The 17,427-nt window shown below is 59.5% G+C and carries 14 protein-coding genes; all 14 read right to left on the reverse strand.

Features of this window, described 5'->3' with window-relative positions:
• Positions 1–24: 24 nt before the first annotated feature.
• The 14 genes from N911_RS0105055 to N911_RS0105115 all read right to left on the reverse strand — a co-directional run bounded on the left by N911_RS0105055 (position 25) and on the right by N911_RS0105115 (position 17,417).
• Positions 25–1,512, reverse strand: coding sequence for a hypothetical protein (locus N911_RS0105055; protein WP_029894982.1), 1,488 nt, complete (start codon positions 1,510–1,512; stop codon positions 25–27).
• Positions 1,513–1,514: 2 nt separating this feature from the next.
• Positions 1,515–4,316, reverse strand: a complete 2,802-nt coding sequence (locus N911_RS0105060) for a DNA methyltransferase (protein WP_029894984.1) — start codon at positions 4,314–4,316, stop codon at positions 1,515–1,517.
• 88 nt (positions 4,317–4,404) lie between these two features.
• Positions 4,405–8,136 (reverse strand): DUF6079 family protein, encoded by a 3,732-nt coding sequence (locus tag N911_RS0105065; RefSeq protein ID WP_029894986.1) that lies wholly within the window; start codon positions 8,134–8,136, stop codon positions 4,405–4,407.
• Complete coding sequence (brxF, locus tag N911_RS0105070) at positions 8,133–8,648, reverse strand: BREX-3 system P-loop-containing protein BrxF (protein ID WP_029894988.1); 516 nt, start codon at positions 8,646–8,648, stop codon at positions 8,133–8,135. Before brxF ends, N911_RS0105065 begins: the two co-directional genes overlap by 4 nt.
• A 9-nt stretch (positions 8,649–8,657) precedes the next feature.
• Positions 8,658–8,771, reverse strand: coding sequence for a hypothetical protein (locus N911_RS19145; protein WP_425266013.1), 114 nt, complete (start codon positions 8,769–8,771; stop codon positions 8,658–8,660).
• Positions 8,772–8,996: 225 nt separating this feature from the next.
• The gene (locus N911_RS0105075; RefSeq protein WP_029894990.1) at positions 8,997–9,536 is read right to left on the reverse strand and encodes a gamma-glutamylcyclotransferase family protein; all 540 of its coding nucleotides are present in this window, start codon (positions 9,534–9,536) and stop codon (positions 8,997–8,999) included.
• Positions 9,533–10,330: a glucosamine 6-phosphate synthetase gene (locus tag N911_RS0105080; RefSeq protein WP_029894992.1), complete on the reverse strand. Its 798-nt coding sequence runs from the start codon at positions 10,328–10,330 to the stop codon at positions 9,533–9,535. Before N911_RS0105080 ends, N911_RS0105075 begins: the two co-directional genes overlap by 4 nt.
• Positions 10,315–10,836 carry a DUF5049 domain-containing protein gene (locus tag N911_RS0105085; RefSeq protein ID WP_029894994.1) on the reverse strand — a complete coding sequence of 174 codons (522 nt, stop codon included), beginning with the start codon at positions 10,834–10,836 and terminating at the stop codon, positions 10,315–10,317. Before N911_RS0105085 ends, N911_RS0105080 begins: the two co-directional genes overlap by 16 nt.
• A gap of 11 nt (positions 10,837–10,847) precedes the next feature.
• Entirely contained in the window at positions 10,848–11,807 is a 960-nt protein-coding gene (locus N911_RS0105090) for an amidoligase family protein (protein WP_029894996.1), read from the reverse strand.
• 249 nt (positions 11,808–12,056) lie between these two features.
• Positions 12,057–12,314 (reverse strand): hypothetical protein, encoded by a 258-nt coding sequence (locus tag N911_RS0105095; protein ID WP_029894998.1) that lies wholly within the window; start codon positions 12,312–12,314, stop codon positions 12,057–12,059.
• Between the two features lie 12 nt (positions 12,315–12,326).
• A complete protein-coding gene (locus N911_RS0105100; RefSeq protein ID WP_029895000.1) occupies positions 12,327–15,875 on the reverse strand; it encodes a DUF4815 domain-containing protein in 3,549 nt (1,182 codons plus the stop codon).
• A gap of 15 nt (positions 15,876–15,890) precedes the next feature.
• Positions 15,891–16,424, reverse strand: coding sequence for a hypothetical protein (locus N911_RS0105105; protein WP_022993018.1), 534 nt, complete (start codon positions 16,422–16,424; stop codon positions 15,891–15,893).
• 12 nt (positions 16,425–16,436) lie between these two features.
• The gene (locus tag N911_RS0105110; RefSeq protein WP_051693940.1) at positions 16,437–16,814 is read right to left on the reverse strand and encodes a hypothetical protein; all 378 of its coding nucleotides are present in this window, start codon (positions 16,812–16,814) and stop codon (positions 16,437–16,439) included.
• Positions 16,815–16,823: 9 nt separating this feature from the next.
• The gene (locus tag N911_RS0105115) at positions 16,824–17,417 is read right to left on the reverse strand and encodes a hypothetical protein (protein WP_029895005.1); all 594 of its coding nucleotides are present in this window, start codon (positions 17,415–17,417) and stop codon (positions 16,824–16,826) included.
• Between the last annotated feature and the right edge of the window lie 10 nt (positions 17,418–17,427).

The raw sequence follows: 17,427 nt of genomic DNA on the forward strand, positions 1-17,427 counted from the left end.
GGCCAAACTTCTGGGTTGGAGAAGTCATGCGTCTTCCTCCTCGGCCGAAAGTGATGCGGATTTCGCTTCGAGACTCGCCACCAATGGTGCGGCCCATGCGTAAGCATTCAAAGACTCGACGGCGCTTTCAAAATCATCCCGGTCCACCCAATCTTTTGGGGCACCTGCGTCGACGGACGCAGAAAGCTCCGCTATGAGTTGATCCTGTAGTTCCTGTTGCAGATGATCGATAGCAGCCAGGACTCGACCCAAATGCCGATCCTTAAATCGGATTTGGTTATCCTCGTTGGTGAACGATTCCATAGCAATCCCGCGAACAACATGAAACGGCCAGGATGTGCCATCTTGGGAAAGCTTCTCGAGAAATTCATTGGCCGACCCAGCCGTACCTTCACCTGCCTGAAGCAAATTTCGACCTAAATTCACCTGCTGATTCTCATCGAGTTCAGCAGCTTGGTCTGGTCCATTAGAAACGATCAGGTCGATAGCCGGATTCTGCACATACCAGTTGTGGGATTTCATCGCATCGATCAGTTTTCCGTAGCAAGTCTTTGTGCTAAGTCCTGCGGACCTAATCGCGCTCGATGGCATTTCCGAGACGTGTTCAACAAACCGTTCCTGCTGTCGCGTGGTCAACGCGCCATTGATGCTGAGTCGTTCAAGGTGTGTAAGAACACTGGCACGCGTGGCTGATTCGGCGATAATCAAACCAACCAACGAGTCCTGAGCTCGCTTTCCTATCTCTTTGAATATGTCAGCGATGCTGCATACCCGCATCAGTATCTTCGGAAATCTACTGGACCTGTCATGCCAATCATCGTGGGAGAAAACATCGATGCCTACTTCGGTTAACATGGTGCGAGAGAACCAAGTCCCTCTGCGAAAAAAGATTGCCATGGATGAATCGTCGGAAAATTTTTCCAGCTCCGCCCAGTAATTATCGAGCAGCCAACCATGTATGGTTTCGTCAAGCCGTGGAAGAATATCCTTGGTGAACGCCACCACAGCGGTTTGTTGATCATCGAGAAAATTTGGTTCTTCCAGGAGGCTTTTGAGTAGTTGCTTGCCAAAGCCATGTCGCAGCTTGACTGGCTTAGACAGGACATGCTCAACAACCACGGCCGCAGCGTGTGAGACTTGCTCCTGAGATGGCGCTTCCTCGTAAGGATGGCCATATAGACACCGCATTTCATAGATGTGATTGAGAACGGTATGGCCAGAATCAGAAACGAAGCCATACTCGTGAGCTTTCATCAACACGAATTTATCTACGGCTTTATGCTCTTTTTCCTTGGTTTCGATCTCACCAACGATCTTACCCGCAGCACCATCCCGTTTTTGTGCTTCACGGAATCGCCGTTTTAACGATTCCGCACAGGCCAGCCATATCATCACGTAGGCAGCTCGGAGCGCACCGGCTTTTCCCGACTCGACCGCATCATCGAATAGTGGGCGGTCTTCTGCGGCAAGGATGTTGTCCGCATAATGGCTGAGATCCACCGGAGCAGACATACTCATTCGCCTCCCATTCTTGTTACTGCCTGGTCGTACCACATGAGCAGCTTGGGATCTTCTTCCAGGACGTTGTTGGGAATTTTGTCGGCCACGGCGACGATGACGGCGTAATCACGCTCCTGCCAGGCTTTCTTGAATCCGGCGCGAACAGCCTCCAGGCGGAAGATCTTGAGCTTTTTCTTGACCTCTTTGTACTCCTCGAACTCCTTGAGCAGCGCCTTCTCGCGCAGTTTCTCCAGGTCGCCTGCCTTGTTGGGATCGGGCACGTACCAGCGGTCGCGGGCCTTGGCGACGAGGGTCGGATCATCCTTGGGCAGGTTGCGCAGCTCTTTCCAGTTGGTGGAGAGGTAGGCGTGGATCTGCTCGGGCACGGGGCCTTTGCCGTCGTATCGTAAAAAGTTCTGCTCAAGCAGAGTTGAAAGCTCTAGGGATGATTCGTTTTTGTTCCAAGCCCGTTGGGTTTCCTTGATGAATATCGGATAAACATCCTGATATGTCTGGGGTTTTTCTTTGATTACTTGCCGTAACCATTGAATAGCTGATGCTTCATCGGATACAAAAAGAGAAGCCTGCACAAGCTGCTGAGATGTCATTTTTTTTCGGTCATATTCCGCTACCTGTTCTGGCAGGAAATACATGCCGTCACGCTCTATAAAACGCTGCGCCAGACCGATCTGGAATTCCTGGCTGGAGATCGGCACAGGGTAGCCCTTTCGGACGTAGTAGGCGACCATCTGATCGAAAAGAATACGCGGATCTCTTTCCGGAATCATCTGCAACAGTCCGCCATGCTGCTTTATCACGGGAAGATAATTGAGGTGAGTCCGGACAAAGTCCCAAACGCCTGCTTCTGTTGACGCTTCCTGCTCGAATCTTTCTTCGAGGCCGCCGTTTGGCTTGTAGGCGGTAATAATGAGGTCTTGCTTGACTGCGGTTGGCGTCATAACCGCTTTAAAAGAATGTTGCTTTTTGTCCAGGCTTGCGACGTTAGCAACAACGAACCCGCATCTCTCAAGGGCAGACTGGATGGCATTCCATACAGCCGCCTTAGTGTTAGAGAATTCAACGGTAATCCAATGGCCAGGTTTCAACACCCTATAATATTCACGGAAACAAGCTTCCATCAGGTGTCGATAGTCTTCTACGCCCTTTTTCTGGGATGAGCTGACAATTGCTTCTGGCGCTTGGTTTGTTAAAACTCCAAGGAAAGCTTCCCAGAAGAAATTTAATTCAGAGTAATCAAAATTATGGCCAAAAGGAGGATCTGTAAAAATGTAGTCTATGGTGTTGTCTGGCATATTGCTCAGACAGTCAGCGCTCTGTGTGGAAACGATCTGACCACGCATTGGCGACACGGCATTAGATAGGCTATCCCCAATCGTTTTAGCGTTCCGTTCAAACGTCCTCAGTACATGTGGGGGAGTTACAAGCGAGCTTACATAGAGCGTCCCGGAAAGCGGCCCGCCACCTTTTCTATCTGCACGGAATCTGCGCATGCGAGACGCATAAGGAAGTGACGATGTTAGTGCGAACATAAGCAGTAATCTTATGTTCGAATCCTCAACCGCTCGAATCTTATTGATTAGCAGAGCAACGAACAGGTGCTCGCGAGTCGTAAAGAAATGATGGATATGCGTAATCCCAATTCCAATATTACGCTGGGTTTCTTTACCAGGCATCATTGGAATCTTTGGGAGGCTAACTGACTCTAATAGTTTTTCTGCTTCTTCGATTGCAGCCAGGTCGTCGCGATCAACCAATTTTTCATGCCTAGTAGATCCCACGGTGTAATTGATAATTACGGGAACAATCTTGGACGTTTTAATTGGCTCATGCAAAACCGGGTCGTACTTATTTGTAAAAACAGTTTCCCATCTCCCCTCTGGGACGAGAGAGTCGCAAGAGGGGCACCGAATCTCACTGAATAAGGCATCGTTTGCCTCATCTACTGCAACTTCGTAATAGGTCGTCTCATGGCTGCACTCTGGGCATCGAATAGCATCGGAGTAAATTGTAAATTCAACGTTTCCTTTCTGGACGCCCCTGTGGTTGTACTGCTTATGTTCAAGAATCTTTCTATCCCGAACCTTCCATCCGTTATGATTTGTTGAATAGAGGTGGCCGTATTCATTTTTCAGTTCGGCGCAAATACGAGCCACTTCTCTCGCAAAAGAAGATCTTGATACAGGCCTCAAAAGGTTGCTTGAAATAAAAGACGCGATTGGTGAGAGGTCGGATAGGATAACTTTTCGTTCACCAATCGACGCTTCCTTTACAGATGGGGTTCGGGCGCTGCCAAGTTCTCCACACAAGGCTCCAGCCACACCGGTCATACCGGTTCCACAAAAGCCGTCGAACACGATATCCCCCGGCTGCGTGTAATGGAGGATGTAACGCATGATGGCCTTGTGCGGCACCTTGGTATGGTAGGAGTGCGCGTTGTAGATCGGGTCGTTTTTCCCCTCGCTCACATCGGCCGCAAAAGGTTCCCGGTGGTAGTGATAGCCTTCGGGCTGTTCCGGCTTTTGCGCCTCCCACTCGGCGATGAAGTCGGCGATCCATGGGTTCGGGCAGGCGGTGTAGTACGGCGGATCGCTCAGATTCAGGATGTCCTCGTCGCTGCCAATGGGAAAGCCTTCGATCTTGCGGAACTCCGGGTCCTGGAGCTTCTTGCGCAGCTCCTCGGTGAAATGGGCGCGGCGGGCCTCGTCATTCTCGAAGGTTATGCCGAGACAAGTCACCGGGCCGGAGGGCTTCTGCGGCTCTTCAAGCAGCGAGTCGAACAAACTGGTTTCTTTCATCTTCATAATCCTTGCTGGCGTCTTGTTTCAGCTTGGTCACTTTGCGAGTGACCAAGCTCGGCGGAGTTGGTCACTCACTTAGTCACTCTTATTCCATGACGATCCGCACCTTGGCCGGGTCCTTGCCCTTGGTGAGTTGATCGATGTACTCCTCAAAGCGTTTCTTCATCTCCGCCGGGGTGGCCGGGCCGTCGGTAACCTGCAGAGCCTGTTGCAGCTCCTGCGCCTTGACGGTGACCTTGACCAGACCGGAGAGCACTTCCTTCAGGGCGTGGACAAAGTTGCTGTCCAGCGGCACCGGCAGTTCCTTCGACTTGATGAAAGCCTCCAGCGGCTCGCGGTCGTCGATCTTCAGCAGGTCCATATTGGCCTGGGTGATCGGGTCCTCCAGGTTGCTGAGGATGGTCGAGGTCCAGGCCGTCACCATGGCGTCGAGCTGGGCGTCCATCTGGTCGATCATCTGCGAGCCTGCCGCCGCACCGGTTTCCACCGAAGGCCGGAACCCGCAATGCGGGCAGATGGGCGAGGCGTCGAGGTTTTGCTCGGTCAGGGCGAAGCAGCTTTTCAGCCCGGCCAGGCGGTTCTGGTAATCGGTGAGCTGCTGCCGGGGCATCAGGTCGATACCGGCCAGCTTGAGCAGGGTTTGCAGCCGCTGGTCGTTGAGTAGGCCCGCCTTGCGCTTGTCGTCGTTCACGCCCAGCCGGGCCTTGGTGTGCAGGCCGATGTAGGCAACGGTGTAATCCTTCTTCAACTTTTGCAGCTTGGCCCCGATGCTCTGGGACTGGCTGGCCAGCTCGGTCAGGTCGGCCTGTTTTAGGGCATCCAGCACATCCTGCCGGGTGGTCTTCATGCGATCCACCCAGTCATGCTCGGCAGGTAGCACCGCCTCGGCGGTGGAGAGCCAGGACGCCGTCGGGCTGTGATCCATGATGAACTCGCGCAGGGCGTCCAGCTCATCGAGCGCCTTCACGGCCTTTTCATGGGCCAGCACCTCGGGAGCGCTGTAACGGAAGTTTTTCAGCTTGCCCGGCGAGGAATAGGCCTGGAGCGATTCAAAGAAACCCTTGGCCTCGTCCAGCCCGCTGGCCTGGCTGGCCAGGTCGGTGCCTGCGAGCAGGTCCAGGCCCCAGAAGGAGAGCCCTTCGCGCAGGGTCTGCTGGGTCATGACGATGCGCTTAACGATCTTGCCCACCGCTTGCTGCAGGTTCTGCACAGGTTCGTCCTTGCCCTGGGTGACGAGCTGGGCCATGCCCGGCGTCATGCCGAGCAGTTCGAACAGAGCCTTGAGCGCGGGCAGGTTCCATTCCTTGGGCTGCTCCAGGTGCTTGAAGCGGACCAGTTCGTCCATGCCGGTCGCGGCAAGCTGCTGCAGCCCGGTGGCGTCAAACTTTTTGCCCGGGATGGCGAGCACGATGTCGCCGGAGTAGACCAACGCAGCCACCAGCACGCTCACCCATTCGGGTTCCAGACGCGAGCCGCCCGGGTTCATGTATTCCAGTCCGTGGTCGTCCTGGATGATCTCGCTGCGGTTGACCACCTGGCCGTGCCCCTTGGCTTTGACGACATCGAGGATGAACTTGGTGTACTTCGATTTGTAGGGGTCGATCTTCTCGCCGTCGAGCAGTTCAAGGGCGTCCAGCACGGCCGTGGCCTGCTTGGTGCGGTTCTGCCCGGCGATGGCCCGCAGGGCGTCCTGCGCGGCCTGGGCGCGGTTATTGCCGGTGATCAGGACCGAGAAGAACGGATAGTCCGGGGCCTGGTTCTCAAAGTTCGGAGCCAGGCAGACACCGGCGATGGTGTTGACCAGGTCGCGGAAGTTGATGGTCTCGTGGGGCGACAAGCCGGACAGGTCGCGGATCGATTTGCCCTTGGCCCATTCGGTCATGGACTTGGCGCGGCCCTGATAGGTGACCTCGAAGGCGTCGCTCATGTGCTTCTGCAGCCACTGGACCAGCTTCTTCAGGAAACCGTTGGCCTTCGATTCATAGGTGGCCTTGGCGTGGCCCGAGGAGGTGGCGGCAAGATCCAGGGCTGCCGCGTAGCTCTTCAGCGCGGTCTGGAATTCCTCGTCGGTGCCTTTCAGGCGGAAGAAGACCTCGTCGTTGACCTTGTCGTCCTTGAAGCGCGGCGGGTCGTTGGGCTGGATGAAGTAGAGGTAGAAGTCCCGCTGCGGCACGGCGGTGGAGCGCTCGTTGGGAGCGCCGAAAAAGAGGTAGCCGGTACGGGCGGCCTTGTGCTCCTGCCAGACCAGCTCGTGCTGCCAGATCTTGTAGCCGGTGACGTAGGTGGCGTCCTGGCACTCCATGACCCGCTTGAGCGCCTCGTAATAGAAGCGGTCGAGTTGAGCCTGGCCCAGGCTTTCGGCCCGCTTGTCGATCAGGGCGTCGAAGTCGTCGGTCTTCTTCAGGTCGAGATAGAACTGGCGGTTGTCGGCATTGAAGGAGATGAACTGGCCGCTGACCGTTTTGTGGATCTCGCGCAGGACCGTTTCCACATGAGTCTGCAGGTCCTTGTCGGGTTCGTCGCTGCCCAGCTCGGCGATCAGCGGATCGAACAGGCAGAGACGGTCGCGCAGTTCCTCGGCGGATGCGCCCATGGGGGCATAGATGTCGCCGGTGGTGAGGCGGTGGACGGACAGCGCATGGATCAGGCGCAGAGCCATCGGCTTGTATTGCTTGCGGGTGATGGCGTTTTCGATGCGGGATTCCAGCACCTGGCTACAATCGATGACCGCCCGGATCTCGGGAATGGCGCGGAAGGAGGCATTCTGCTTGAGCGTGTTCCAGTAGCTGTCGAAGGCGATCAGGCCGGGCTCGTCCGACGGCACGTCCTTGCCGAGAATACCTTTCATGCCCATGGAGAGGGTCTTGAGCACCTCGCGCTTTTCTACCACGGTGACCCGCTCGAAGGTGTCGATGTAATCGGGATGCACCGGAAAGAGCCGGACGAACTCGTCCATACGCTCGTTGAGGCCGCCATAGTATTTGGCAAAGGGCATCAGATAGTCGCGGATTTTGGCCTGCTGCTCGGTGGTCTTCTTGAGCAGACGCTCGGCCACAACGAATTTGACGTCGCTGCGGGCAATGAGGATCTGCTCGAAGCGGTCCTTCACCCGGCGGATGCTGTCGGCGACAAAGGCGAAGCGCGGGCTGTCGAAAATGGCTTCCTGGACACCGGCCATGAAGCGGAAGCGCAGATCCTTGCAGACCTCGCCGACCTCGCGCAGGAAGTTGAGGTCGAGGATCAGCTCCTGGTCCTTGCGGGTACGCAGGTAGTCGAGCAGCTCGTCGACCACCAGTAGCAGGCCGTGTTCGGGGAAGACCTCGCCGAACTTGGCCATCATGTCTTCGAAGGCTCGTTTGTGGCTGGTGATGGTGCCCGCCTCGGGGAACACATACTCCACGCCGAGTTTTTCGAGATGCTCTTCCAGTTCAGCCACCAGGATGTCGCGCAGGGACATGGTGGTGGCTCCGATCTCGGTACGGATGACCTTGAACCGACCGGCGATCTGAGAGGCCGCATCGCGGACACCGGCGTGGTTCAGCCCTTCCAGCAGGGAGGCGTCTGCGGCAAGGCTGGAGACCACCGACATCAAGTGCGACTTACCGGTGCCGTAGTTACCGACGACCAGCAGGCCCTTGTTGTCGACCGGCTGGTCGAACTGCATCTGAGGAATGACAAGCTGGGTGAGCCGTTCGGCCATTTCCTCGGAAATGACATAGGTGTTCACGAGGGTGTGCGCGGCGCTCGATTTGTCCGCGTCACGCAACTGAACGACCGACTCAATCGGGTCGAATTGGATAAGGTCTCCGTATTTCATGCTTGTCCTGCCTCTCTATTGTTTTTTGCCGAATCGACCGTGGCCGTGCCATCCATGCCCACAATCAGCGCATCGACCGAGTCATAGCTGCGGTACTCGGGATGGCCGGTTTCGGCGTACAAAAGCCTCCCGGAATTCATGATTCCGTTCCACGAAGCCACCACGGCCCGGTTTCTTGAAATGGACTGCAGCAGGCGCAAGGGGTCCTGCTGGAGATCCTTGTCGAAGAGGATCTCGAGATTATCCAGCACCACCGGTGACTGAGCCTGGTCCGCGATCTGGTCGAGGATGCCCGGCAACCGAAGCGACCGCTGCTTTGCCGTCAGTTCCAGTAGCTCGCCTGAAAGCGCCAGATTGACGTTGACGACAGATGAGCCGAACTCCTCGGCAACTTCCCGAAGAACGCCGGTCTTGCCGGAACCGGTCTCACCCACCAGCAATACCAGGCGGTGATACAGCCCTTCGGCTGCCTGGAGGGAGCGTTTTATTTTGTCGTGAATCGGTTCGGCCATGGTCGCTCCTTAATGCTCGGTGTCCGGCTTATCGGATTTATCAGCCGCACCGCCGGAGCGGACCCATTCGTCCACTTCGTCTTGTTTGAACATCCAGCGACGGCCAACGCGATGACCGGGCATAGCCCGTTGTTCGATCCACTTGTAGACCGTCTCGTTGCTTACATTAGATATTTGCAAATGTCATCGACCGTCAGCCATCTCTCATCCATAGCCTTCGTCCTTCGTTCATCATGTTTTCGGTAAAAGCCCGAAGGTCTCCGGGAAACCCGAAATCCGGACACAGTGCCGCAAATTAACCCCACAAATTACATTGGCGGATTGCCAAAATCAAGCGTTTTGTGCCGATTAGTGCCGACTTCTCCAAAAAACGGCCTGATTGTCGTTGGTGACCCGGTGACCGTTTTGAGGCGCATACATGGTGTAAGTCCATACCGCACAGGCGATTGAGCCCCTGGCTGCAACCACCATCACCCGCTGGTACATGCTGTGCCCACCGGGCCGGAAGCCTTCCAGCCGGTCGATGGGCGGCAGGTTGCGCAGCGGATCGGTAAAGGTCACCAGTTCCCCATGGATCAGATCCCAGTCGCCAGTCGGGCGGCCGAAGCGCGGTGTGCCGATCTCCTGCTGCCTGCGGGCGTCGGCCAGCGGGTCGGCGGTGCCCCGGGCCAGGATCAGCCCTTCCGGCACCTCGAGCGCCGGGAACCCGGCGTTGAGATGGTAGAGCCTGCCCCAGACCACGGCCGGTTCGATGCTGCGGGCCTGGGTGCAGAAACGTTGATGGTTCCAGTAGCCCCGTTTCAGGGTGCCGTAAACGAAGAGCCGGAGGATGGTCTCGGGAGTGTCTTCCGGGTTTGTGTTCAGGTTCGCGGTGTCTCCAATGTTCATGCATTCACTCCTTCGGGCAGTGTCCCTTTGCGCTCCTGGGGTATGAAGCGGAATTCGCTGTTTTCGATGGCCCGCACATCCTCGTGGCGGATGGTGAGCATGGTCATGGGCGGCACCTCCAGCTCGCGCCAGCCCGGATCAAAGTCCACGGCAAAGTCGATGAAGGCATCGTCCGAGGCGTAGATCACCACCCGGTGCTGCCGGTGGATGCGCAGGCAGAGTGGCTTGTTGCCCTTGAGCACGGTGATGGTGCCGGGATCGAACTTTGATGCCAGCACGGCGCTCATCTGGCCGCGACAGAGGGCGAGCGCCTTTTTCAGGCCATCCTGGTCGATGGGGCCTTCGGGCGCGAAACGGTCGGCCAGGCGGAAGATCAGCTCGCTGTCCACCTCGGCGTAACGCGGCAGCCCGAGACGGCGGAACAGATAATCGGCGTTGTAGATGGTGCCGTTGTGGGTGCCGATGACTATCCCGGCCCGGATGGGATGGTTGTTGCGGTTGTTGAACTCGTTGCCCCGGGTGCGCCAGCGGGTGTGGCCCATGAGGATGGTGGTCTCGTTGTCGACCTGCCCGAGCAGCTCCTGGAACGGCTTCTCGTAGACCAGCTCGTGCGCCCGCATCGGCCGCTTGAAGATGCGGTGGCTGCCGTCGGTCTTGAGCCAGGCTAGACCGGAGGCGTGCGGGCCGCGCTCCTCGTTGTGCAGCAGCATGCGGATGAAGACCTCGCGCAGGTAATCCCGTTCGTCGGGCCGTCTGCGCTTGCGGCCGAAGATGATGCCTACTTGTCCGCACATGGAGCCGGGTCCTCCTTGCCGCCGAAGTTCTTGCCGAGCGGTCTTGTCCCTTCGAGGACGAAGGCCGCGTATTCGCGCCTGTGGTCCGCCAGCCACTCGGCCACCTCCGGGTAACCCATCTCGGCGGTCAGCCGGGTCACCTCCGGGTGGTCGAGCATGTTGGTGCGCCCGGAGAGCCGCACCTTCTCCAGGGCTTCGAGGAAGCGTTCCGGCCAGGGATCGCTGGCCTTGTCGTCGGGCAGGAATTCGATCAGGCCGTGACGGGCCAGACGGGTTAGAAACTCGGCGGCCGCAGCGGTGGCTTCCACCGGCAACGGCTGGGTCGGCCCGCCTTCGATGCCGGAGAGCACCTCGGTCATGTAGTCCCGGGGCGCTCGGCTGGCGGTGAACGGCGTCTGGCCGCGCATCAGCTCGACCACCTCAAGGCAGTCGGTAGCTTGCAGGGTTTCCCCGCTACCGGGGATTGGTTCGCCGTCCAGCGTGGTGGAGCGGATCAGAATCTTCATGGGGCACCTCCTTAAACAGTGAGGCCGGGAACTTGCCCGGCCTCGTTGGTGAGAGTGGTGGTTGTTTCGTCCGGGAGGACGTCCTCCGGTTTGGGCCGTCCGTTTTTGAAGGCGGCGTCGCCGGGCATGTTGGCCATCAGATGCTTGCGGGCGGTCTTGAACTCGTCGCCGATCAGGCCGAGGTGGAGCAGGAAGACCCTGAAGTCGTACTTGGCGCTTTGGGGATCGAAGTCCCGCTTGCGACTGGAAGCGGCCCGGCCATTGAGCGCCTTGGCGGCGACGGCGAGGCAGAACTGCAGGTAGGCCTTGATCCGTCCCGCGTGGAGGGTCGCCTCGAACCAGCGGAACTCCACCGTACCCCGGTACCAGACGTTGTGCAGGTTGACCCCGTGATAGCGGCTGTTGTCGTAGTGCTGGGGCTGGCGGTTGTGATAGCCGTACCAGATGCGGTTGAGCTGGTCCTTGGTGCGGGGGCGATGCTGCTCGATGCGCTGGATCAGTTCGTCGCTGACCGGCCGGGTGTAACGGTTGAGGCGGTCGCGGCTGATGCCGAGGGCGTGGAGGATCAGCGGCTCCTGCTTGTAGATAATCTTGGCCAGGTTCCCCAGGTGCCTGCCGTCGAAGGGCGCGGCGTCGATATGGATGTGGATGCCGCACTGGCTGTTGATCTTGCCTCCGGCGCGGCGGATGGCCCGGACCACCTCCTGCAGTTGCGGGATGTCGTCGTAGCCGAGCACCGGGCTGACCACCTCGGCCCGCAGATGGGCCGGGACGCTGGTCAGGGAGGCGTCCCCCACTACCTTCCAGACGCGGTCGCGCAGGTCCTCGACCTCCCAGGGGTCATAGCTGCTGGGGATGCCGACATGGCGGACCGTGCCGCCCACCACCGAGTGGATGGCCCAGGCGATCTGCTCCCGGGTGCGTTTTACGGTCTCGATCTCGATCCCGTAGTGGATCTCTTTCAGGTTCATGCGTGCCTCCGTCGTTCATGGCGCTTCTAAGTCGTTGTAAGGCAAGGCTTTTTAGCCTCCGCTTACACCATGAATGAATGCTTCTTTCCGGACACAAATCAAGTAGAAGAACAGCCGAAGCAGACATTTAACACCTTTATTTTCAATGACTTGCGAGCTTGACCGGATTGGGCGGCGCACTAACGGCAGAAACCCCGGAACGGGCAGTCCGTATCCGGGGTTTCTGGGGTGGCGGTGGCAGTGAGCCGGTCAGCCGGAAGCGGTTTCGCCGGTAATCAGACTGGCGTGCAGTTCGAGGTTCCGCGACTCGTCGTCCCGCATCCGCGCCAGCAGCGCCGTGAAGGCCTCCGCTTCGGCGGTCGGGAGCTTTGATGCCCGTTCCAGCCGCGCCAGGCGCTGGTGCAGATTCTCCAGCAGCCCCAGGGCGTGGTCGCGGATCAGGCTGTCGCGCTTCTCTTGTGGCGATGGGATGAACTCGGTCAGTCCGCCTTTGCGTCGAACGATCATGGCCGTGCCTCCTTAGCTCAGGGTCGCGCCCAGCGAATGGATGCGCGGGTAGATCAGCGGCGTTCCGGTCATCTCGGCCTTGTAACGGACCTTGTTCCCGGTGTTGTCGGTAAAGGTGCGCACCAGGGTGTACTCGGTCCAGTTCTCGTCGATGGGCCGGGTATCCTGAATGGTCATCGCCTCCCAGGTCAGACCGCCGTCGTTGCTGGCGAACCATTGCAGGGTGGTGCCGCTGGGGATTTTCATCTGCACATAGGCCTTGGTCGATTCCACCCCCTGGGTCAGCTCGTTCTCGCGGGTCAGGTAGGCCCCAGTGGTCTTGTTGAGGTAGCCCACCAGGTTGACGTCGCGGAAGTTGATGGCCGGGGTGTCGTTGGCAAGCGAGCTGCTCAGGCGCACGCGGATCTGGACCCGGGTGGCGAGGTTGGGCAGCCGTTCCTCCTCAGCGGGAACCATGGCGTCCCAGGTCACGCCGCCGTCGGTGGAGTATTCCCAGTCGAGGCCGGTGCCCTGGGGGATGGCCGAGTATTCGTCGAGGTTGATGTCGGAGAACTGCACGCCGGTGATCGGCTGGAAGCGGATCATCCCCTCGGACTGGAAGTTGTAGCCGTAGATCTTCATCGCCAGGTCGGAGCCGTTGAGCGGCGTCCAGGTCTCGGCGTTGGAGCTTTCCAGCAGCACGCCTTCCATGTAGGTCTGCCGGGTGATGATGCCCCAGCGGCCCATCTTGCCCAGGGTGGCGGTGCGTACCTTGTAGTTGGTGCTGTTGGTCAGCAGCACCACGGCGTAGCTGGTGTTGGCCTCGGCGTAGAACGGGTCGTCGAAGCGAATGCGGGTTTCGCCGCTCAGGCTGATCTCGTTCGGGGCCAGCACCTTCTCGGCGAACACCACGCCGTTGGGCAGACCGGTGGTGACGCCGCGAATCTGCACCGTGACCGGGATGCTCGGGTCCCTGGCGGTGAACTGCAGGCCGATGCTGGAGATCACCTGGTTTTGGGTAAAGCTGAAGGTCTGGGCCAGCGGATCACGGGGCACGAAGATGGTCTGGGTGCGCCAGACCACCTGCACCACGGGCACGCGGATGATGCGGTTCTCGATGATGCGCTCGATACGGGTGATGACCAGCGGATCGTTGATCTGCAGGCTGGCCCGGGCCGAGTAGACGCCGTCGGCCATCTCCACGATGCGGTTGCCGTTGCGGGCGTTGGTCGGAATGGTGAAGGAGGCGCTGACCCGACCGGCCTCGTCGCTGATCAGGTTGCTGGCCATCACCTGGCCGTCGCAGCGCAGTACGATGCCGGACTTGCTCGGGGTGAAGTTGATGCCGGTGACGGCGATGCCGGTCTGGCCGCGCCGCCCGAGGTTGGGTGTGATCTGCAGCATGGCCGGGGGCTTGTCGAACACGGCATAGGGGTTGATGTTGCGCTCTTCGGACCAGTCGTTCTGTTCCACCAGCACGGTCTCGTTGCCCGGCAGCAGCGCCAGACTGCCGAAGAAGCTGGCGTTGCTGCCCACCTGATCGACCGAGAGTACCGTGGAGTGCGGAATGCGGTCCGGCGCGACGAAACGGGCGATCTCGTTGACCCGGGCGTCCCATTCGGCGTGGTAGATGTCCGACTGGGCGGTGTTCGAGAAGTCGTCCGAGTAGATGCCTTTCTTGGTCTGGGCGTCCCGGTTCTGCAGCTCGTTGTTCATCTGGTACTGGGCGTCGTTGTACTTCAAGTCCTCCACGTCCTGGATGATGTCGTGGATCTGGTCCATGGTGATGCGGGTCAGGCCGAAGTTGCGGATCTCCATGTCGGTGGAGTTGGGCGGGCAGTCGATGCTGCACAGCCCCAGGGCGTTTTCCGGCACGATGGGCAGCTTCGGGAAATCCGCCGGAGCCCCTTCCAGCCGTTTGATCTCGGTGGTGGTGGCGTAAACGATGTCGCGGCGGCCGAGGTAATAGTCGTAGTCCAGGCTGCAGTTGGAGCCGCTCACCGGCTGGTCGCCGAGGCTGCCGCGCCCGAAGTTGATCACGTTGAGGTTGCCCAGCTCGAGCTGGACCGGCGACATGGTGAGTCCGGCCGTGTTGGTGGCCGGAGGCGAAGCGGTGCCGATCTCCTCGACGCCGTCGTCGACGTAGGAGAGCGCCTCGCTGCCCAGCTCCATCAGGCGCTTGTAGTCGGTGCGTGCGCCGTTGGTTGTTGCCCGGTAGACGCGATAGCCGGTCGCGCCGCTGACCGGTAGCCAGGAGAGCTTGTTCATCTCCCCGGCGGCGGTGGCTCGGGCAATGACCGCAGCGGTGTTGAAGGCCGTCTCGCCGGTGGCGTTGTAGGCGGTCACCAGATAGAAGTAGTTTCCGGCCGCCGGATGGTTGGCCTGCCCGAACCAGCCGCTATCCACATAGTCGGTGCCCTTGATCATCTGCTTGGTGTAGGTCCAGCGCACCGTGTAGGTGGTGCCGATGGCCGGTTCGTTGCCGGAGCCGAGCCAGTCGACATGGTTGCCCGACTGCTGCCAGTCCACGCCCTCCTGGAAGATGGTCGCCCCCTGGCTGACCTCGAGGATGTCCACCACCGGATTGGGATCGAGCAGGTCTTCGCCGCCGCCCACCGAGCCGCGAGTGACGTTGCGGGTGATCTCGACGATGGCCTCCACCTGGGTCGTCTCCTTGAGTGGTGTGGAGTTGACCGGATAGCGGCGCTTGTTGATGTCGAAGGTCTTCTGCTCGCCGCGCACCGACTTGGTGGCGATGGATTTGGGCACCAGGGTCGAAGTGGGCAGATCGCGTTGATGCCGGAAGCCCTGGATATAGGCGCGTCCGGCGTTGGTGATCGCCTCCACGCTGTCGTCGTCGACGCCGCCGATGAAGGTATCGAAGCCCCGCACCAGATAGCTTCCGGCCTGGTCGAAGGTGCGCTCGGCCAGGTTCTGAATCAGTGAGTTGAGACCCTCGGCGGCGGCGAAGGAGAGCTGATCCTCCGTGATCGAGGAGACGGTGATCCGGCTGCCCGGCAGCGTGCCTAGCAGATCCCGCAGGTAGAGGTTGGACTTCTCCTGCACCGTGGGCGTGACATCTCCGCTCTCGCGGTCGAACTTGTAGATCGGGATCACCCGGCGCTCGGTCACGTTGTTGGGCAGCGTCTGGCCGCTGGTGTCCGTCGCCTTGAGGGAGAGCGCCCATTTTTCCCGCTCTGCGGTGGGCTCGCCCGTGGCCGGATTGATCAGGGCCGGGTCCTGGGTATAGCCGTAGTTGTATTTCAGCAGCTCCACATAGACGTAATCGGCCCCGCTGGTGGTGGCCGGGTCATAGGTCAGGGTCGCGCCGCTCACCTGTTCCAGGTGGCCGTCGATGTAGACCACGCCCGGGGCTAGGGTTAGGACGTTGGCGGCCGCGCTGACCTCGAGGCCCATGATGATGGAGCCTTCCTTGAACAGGATGTCGGCGATCTTGCGCCGCTCCAGGTTGATGATGTCCTGCTGCTCGTTGAGTTCGGAATCCAGCAGGTCGCGATCCTGATGATAGCGGATGCGCTTGTAGTTCTTGCTCGGGTCGAATGTCTCGCGTGAGATGCTCATGTTTGAATCCTCCAGTTAGATCTTGATGATCCCGACCAGCTCCACGCGGGTGTCGGAAATTTTGTTGAAATCGGGAATGTTCTTCACCTCGTACAGGTAGCCCGGACGCAGCACCTCGCCGGTCGGGTTGGTGTCCTGATGGAACACGCCGCCCATGGCGAGATCCCCGGTGACGCTTTCCACGTACTGCACGTCGCCGCCGAAGAAGCCGTATTCGCGGATGGTGATGCCGTTGGCCTCGGCCTCGTCGAAGCGGAAGAAGACACCGATGGTGTTGGTCTCCTCGCCGGTTTCGAGATAGCGCACGCCGTTGACCAGGAGCGCCCCTTCGGCGTCCTCCTTGAGGAAGGTCCTCTTGTAGTAGCGCTTGCGGGCGCGTTCGTTTCTGAGCCCGGTCTGGCCGATGTCCGGCGCGGGCGGATTCTGCGGGTCGGTGAAGCTTGCATCCCCGTCGCCGATGGCGCAGTGGGTGATGCCGTCCACGGCCTGGCCGAGGAGGAGTTTGGCCGTCAGTATCCGGCCGGTTTTGACGATGAGTCCCAGTGCCATTGCTGTTCTCCTTTAGGTCTGAATTTCGTGGTCTTGATCGATGAGCACCGCGAACAGGATCTGGCGCGTGTCGGCCAGTAATCCGGCCGGGATCGCGATGCGCTGAACGGTGTCGGATCGGCTGATGTGTGCGCCGGACACAGTCATTCGGGTGTCCGCCTTTCCGTCGGCCCTGTGAGTGATCACAGCCACGACATCGCCGGAGAACCCAATCTGCTCATGAATGGCTTGCCTGGTCGGCAGGTAGCGTTCGAAATCGCAGTAGATAATGAGTTGGGTCTCCGCCCGGAGCATGATGACGTGAATGACTCGGATGTTTGCGTCCAGGTCCTTTGACCAAGGCCGGTTCACCCTCGCGGAAATGTCGATATCAACCGTGATGTCAGCCATCTATGCGCCTCAAAGAATCGGGTTTTCCGTGCCGGTCAGGCGCAGCTTGATGTCGAGTTTATTTTGCACCGGCGTGCCCGGGAGCACGGTGCAGCGCCGCCAGAAAGAGAGCGTCTGCTGGAATGCCTTGTCGCCGAGGTTGAGCGGTGCGCCCTGGGTGGCGGTGTCGAGTCCGGCCTGGGTCAGGGCCAGGCGGTACCAGACCGATTCGTCTGTGCCGGTTTCGTCGATGGGATCGAGCACCAGCCCGGTGTAGTTGTAGCCGGAATAGACGGTCGTCCCCGCGTCGTGCGCGGCCGGAGCTGTGTTGGCCACGCCCCGCTGCACGATGAGATTGGCGGTGCCGCCGCCGCTTTCGATGAGCATCTGCTCGCCGTCGATGATGATGAATTCGCCGTCGGCAAAGCGCGGTTCGGCCAGCGTTATGGAGGTCTGCGCCGCGTCGATGGCCGAGGTGAGGCTCGTCTGCTCGTTGGCGACGTAGAGCTGCCGATCCTTGATGTCGCCGTCGGTGCCGTTGTAGCTCTCGGCCTCGGGACGGCTGAAATCCCCCTCGGAAATCTGCTGAGTCAGCGTTTCGTCAAGATAGAGATGTATCGCCATGGGTTCTCCT

The organism is Desulfohalovibrio reitneri, assembly GCF_000711295.1.
Taxonomy (GTDB): Bacteria; Desulfobacterota; Desulfovibrionia; order Desulfovibrionales; family Desulfovibrionaceae; genus Desulfohalovibrio; species Desulfohalovibrio reitneri.